The sequence below is a fragment of the Chryseobacterium sp. KLBC 52 genome, from assembly GCF_003347605.1.
Classification (GTDB): domain Bacteria; phylum Bacteroidota; class Bacteroidia; order Flavobacteriales; family Weeksellaceae; genus Chryseobacterium.
Window position 1 is genome coordinate 1 of sequence record NZ_QDFZ01000035.1, and the last position, 3,929, is coordinate 3,929.

The 3,929-nt window shown below is 40.4% G+C and carries 1 protein-coding gene and 1 pseudogene; both read right to left on the reverse strand.

From position 1 onward, the window contains the following. Positions 1-1,122: pseudogene (locus DDF69_RS21925) on the reverse strand (hypothetical protein); the annotation flags it as partial. A gap of 564 nt (positions 1,123-1,686) precedes the next feature. Beyond that, positions 1,687-3,660, reverse strand: a complete 1,974-nt coding sequence (locus DDF69_RS21930; RefSeq protein ID WP_114822643.1) for a beta strand repeat-containing protein — start codon at positions 3,658-3,660, stop codon at positions 1,687-1,689. Positions 3,661-3,929: the final 269 nt, after the last annotated feature.

Sequence of the window (3,929 nt, forward strand, 5' to 3'; positions counted from 1 at the left end):
TGCAGTACCAAGCCCTACACGGTCATTGGCCGCATCTACTGATAAAGTAGTTCCATCTACAGAAAAAGCATTGGTCTGCGTTCCTGTAAATGCAAGGGTATTAGCTCCCTGGGTAACAGTACGGTTTCCGGTCAGAGATCCATCCGTGTTATAAATATTGGTAGATGCAGGTGCAGCTGGCAACACCTTCCATGTTGCCACTCCATTGGCATCGGAGGTTAAGACTTTATCTGTGCCCTGTGTGCCGTCTACAATTTTCAAAGCTCCGCTTGTACCTGATTCAATCTGGAGTTTATTGGTAGGGTTTGTTGTCCCGATACCCACATTTCCGGAAGATTTGATCGTAAGTCTTGCTGCATAATCTGTAGCATTTCTTGTGGAAAACTGTAACCCTGCATAGCTGTTGGCTGCATCACGGTCAATCCCTGTAATGCTGGCCCCGGAAAGTCCTGTTTCGGATGTTGATGGGATAAATCCTATTTCACCAAACTGCCCGCCGGTACCATTTAAATTATAGAGCGTAATATTTCTTGCTATTCCCTGCAGACATGCAGCACCACAATTTTCAATTCCCGCAGAAATGGTACTGGTCGTAGCTCCCGGACTGTTTTGAACAGACAGGGATGAAGCAGGGGCTATAGTACCGACTCCCACTCTGCTATTCGCGGCATCTACGGAGAAATTTTTCCCGTTTACTGAAAATGCATTGGTTTGTGTTCCTGTAAATGCTAAGGTATTGGCTCCCTGGGTTACCGTTCTGTTACCGGTAAGGGTGCCATCTGCGTTATAAATATTAACGGGAGTGCTCAGTTTGGTCCATACAGTACCATTATAATAATAATAGCCCACAGTATCAATATTCACGGCAGTACCCGAGGTGGTACCTGTAGCGATACTGTTTACATAAATTAATGTGGATACCGGAACTGCGGCCATACTCTGAGCTTTTTGTCTGTCTACTCTTGGAATAAGCAGTCCTTCAACTGAAGAACCTGTACCTGTACTGCTTTTAGCAGTTACATCCAGAGTTGCGGTAGGTGTTGCGGTATTAATACCCACCTGCGATTTTGCTACGATAGAAAAAGTGGTGAGCAATCCCGCGAGTAATAGGTTTTTTTTCATAATGTGTAATAATTGATTAGTATTTTCTTTGTATTAATTGTTTTATAAAGGGAAGCAGAAGCTTCTTATAGATTGAGAAGTTATGGCATAAATAGCATAAACTTATCTGTGTTCTTATTTGTTGATTGCAGGGGGCAAAGATAGTGCCTGGTGCGGTGTGTGGCTTATATCGGAGGTACAACATATATACATCTATCATACATCATATGTACATTTTCTGTTGATAAAATGAAGAATATCACGAAAAATTGTTGATAAATTAAATCACTACTCAATGAGCTAAAAATGAAAATAAGTAAAATTTAAAATTGTAATCATTTATTTTTACTTTAGTAGTATAAAACAAAGGCTGCCTAAGCTTTTAGACAACCTCTTTTCTTTATTCATTTTGTGGTAAATATTGTATTGAATATTCAATATTAATTATCTCTGTTAATCCTATAAGTACGCATTTCCTCTTAGCAATAATGACTCCTTTGCAGTTTTGTAACAATACCTATTTCAATATAACTTTATAATAAGCAGCAATTTTGATATTATTTACAGTAAATGCTGCGTTTTATTTTATAATTTATTAATACTTAGAGTATAAGAAGGTGCGCCATAAGTAGAAGCAATGCCTGCTGAGGTCATAGAAACTCCTTGTAAATTGTTTCCAGCATCCTTGGTTCGGTAAAAGACTATTCTGATGAGATCTCCGGAATTTAAAAATTTGATCACAGGTGATATAGAAAAGGTATAAGATCTAATTGTACCGACAGTAACTCGCGGAAACATAGGCCGCCCTCCTGCTACAGTGTTCCATGACGCTCCTCCATCAGTACTGACATCAAGATTAATTGCTACATAGGCATAGCCGTCCCCATCATTATTCATTGCCAGAGAAGGGCTTATAGATCCGGATAGCATATAATTTCCTGTCTGGCTTATCGCAACATTGCCATTAACAGGAACTGTTGTTCCTATAGTATTTAATGTTGAGTCTGAGGATTGTATCCAAACTGTTTGAGTTACTCCTGAGTTATAATTTGTTACATTCTGATACATGGGATTGTTACTTGTATAAAAAGATACCTGGGACTGGGGGCTGATATTGGATTTTCCTAAAACTCCATTCTCATCTGCATATACAGCTGAAATTGTAGAACTGGCTAATGTCGTCAGATTTCGAACCCTTGCATTTCCATTTACGTCCAAAGTGTTAGTAGGAGTGGTTGTCCCAATTCCCACATTACCTCCTGAGGTAATACTCATTTGTTGGGTGTTATTTGTAGTAAATCTCAGATCATTGGCTGTAGTGGTTCCCAAGGCAGCTACTCCTCCTCCGATATATGTTTTCAGATTCACTGTACCATTGGTATGATTCAATCCAAAACTATTATCAGGGGTACTGATAGTAAGTTTAGTATCAGGTGTTGCAGTACCAAGCCCTACACGGTCATTGGCCGCATCTACTGATAAAGTAGTTCCATCTACAGAAAAAGCATTGGTCTGCGTTCCTGTAAATGCAAGGGTATTAGCTCCCTGGGTAACAGTACGGTTTCCGGTCAGAGATCCATCCGTGTTATAAATATTGGTAGATGCAGGTGCAGCTGGCAACACCTTCCATGTTGCCACTCCATTGGCATCGGAGGTTAAGACTTTATCTGTGCCCTGTGTGCCGTCTACAATTTTCAAAGCTCCGCTTGTACCTGATTCAATCTGGAGTTTATTGGTAGGGTTTGTTGTCCCGATACCCACATTTCCGGAAGATTTGATCGTAAGTCTTGCTGCATAATCTGTAGCATTTCTTGTGGAAAACTGTAACCCTGCATAGCTGTTGGCTGCATCACGGTCAATCCCTGTAATGCTGGCCCCGGAAAGTCCTGTTTCGGATGTTGATGGGATAAATCCTATTTCACCAAACTGCCCGCCGGTACCATTTAAATTATAGAGCGTAATATTTCTTGCTATTCCCTGCAGACATGCAGCACCACAATTTTCAATTCCCGCAGAAATGGTACTGGTCGTAGCTCCCGGACTGTTTTGAACAGACAGGGATGAAGCAGGGGCTATAGTACCGACTCCCACTCTGCTATTCGCGGCATCTACGGAGAAATTTTTCCCGTTTACTGAAAATGCATTGGTTTGTGTTCCTGTAAATGCTAAGGTATTGGCTCCCTGGGTTACCGTTCTGTTACCGGTAAGGGTGCCATCTGCGTTATAAATATTAACGGGAGTGCTCAGTTTGGTCCATACAGTACCATTATAATAATAATAGCCCACAGTATCAATATTCACGGCAGTACCCGAGGTGGTACCTGTAGCGATACTGTTTACATAAATTAATGTGGATACCGGAACTGCGGCCATACTCTGAGCTTTTTGTCTGTCTACTCTTGGAATAAGCAGTCCTTCAACTGAAGAACCTGTACCTGTACTGCTTTTAGCAGTTACATCCAGAGTTGCGGTAGGTGTTGCGGTATTAATACCCACCTGCGATTTTGCTACGATAGAAAAAGTGGTGAGCAATCCCGCGAGTAATAGGTTTTTTTTCATAATGTGTAATAATTGATTAGTATTTTCTTTGTATTAATTGTTTTATAAAGGGAAGCAGAAGCTTCTTATAGATTGAGAAGTTATGGCATAAATAGCATAAACTTATCTGTGTTCTTATTTGTTGATTGCAGGGGGCAAAGATAGTGCCTGGTGCGGTGTGTGGCTTATATCGGAGGTACAACATATATACATCTATCATACATCATATGTACATTTTCTGTTGATAAAATGAAGAATATCACGAAAAATTGTTGATAAATTAAATCACT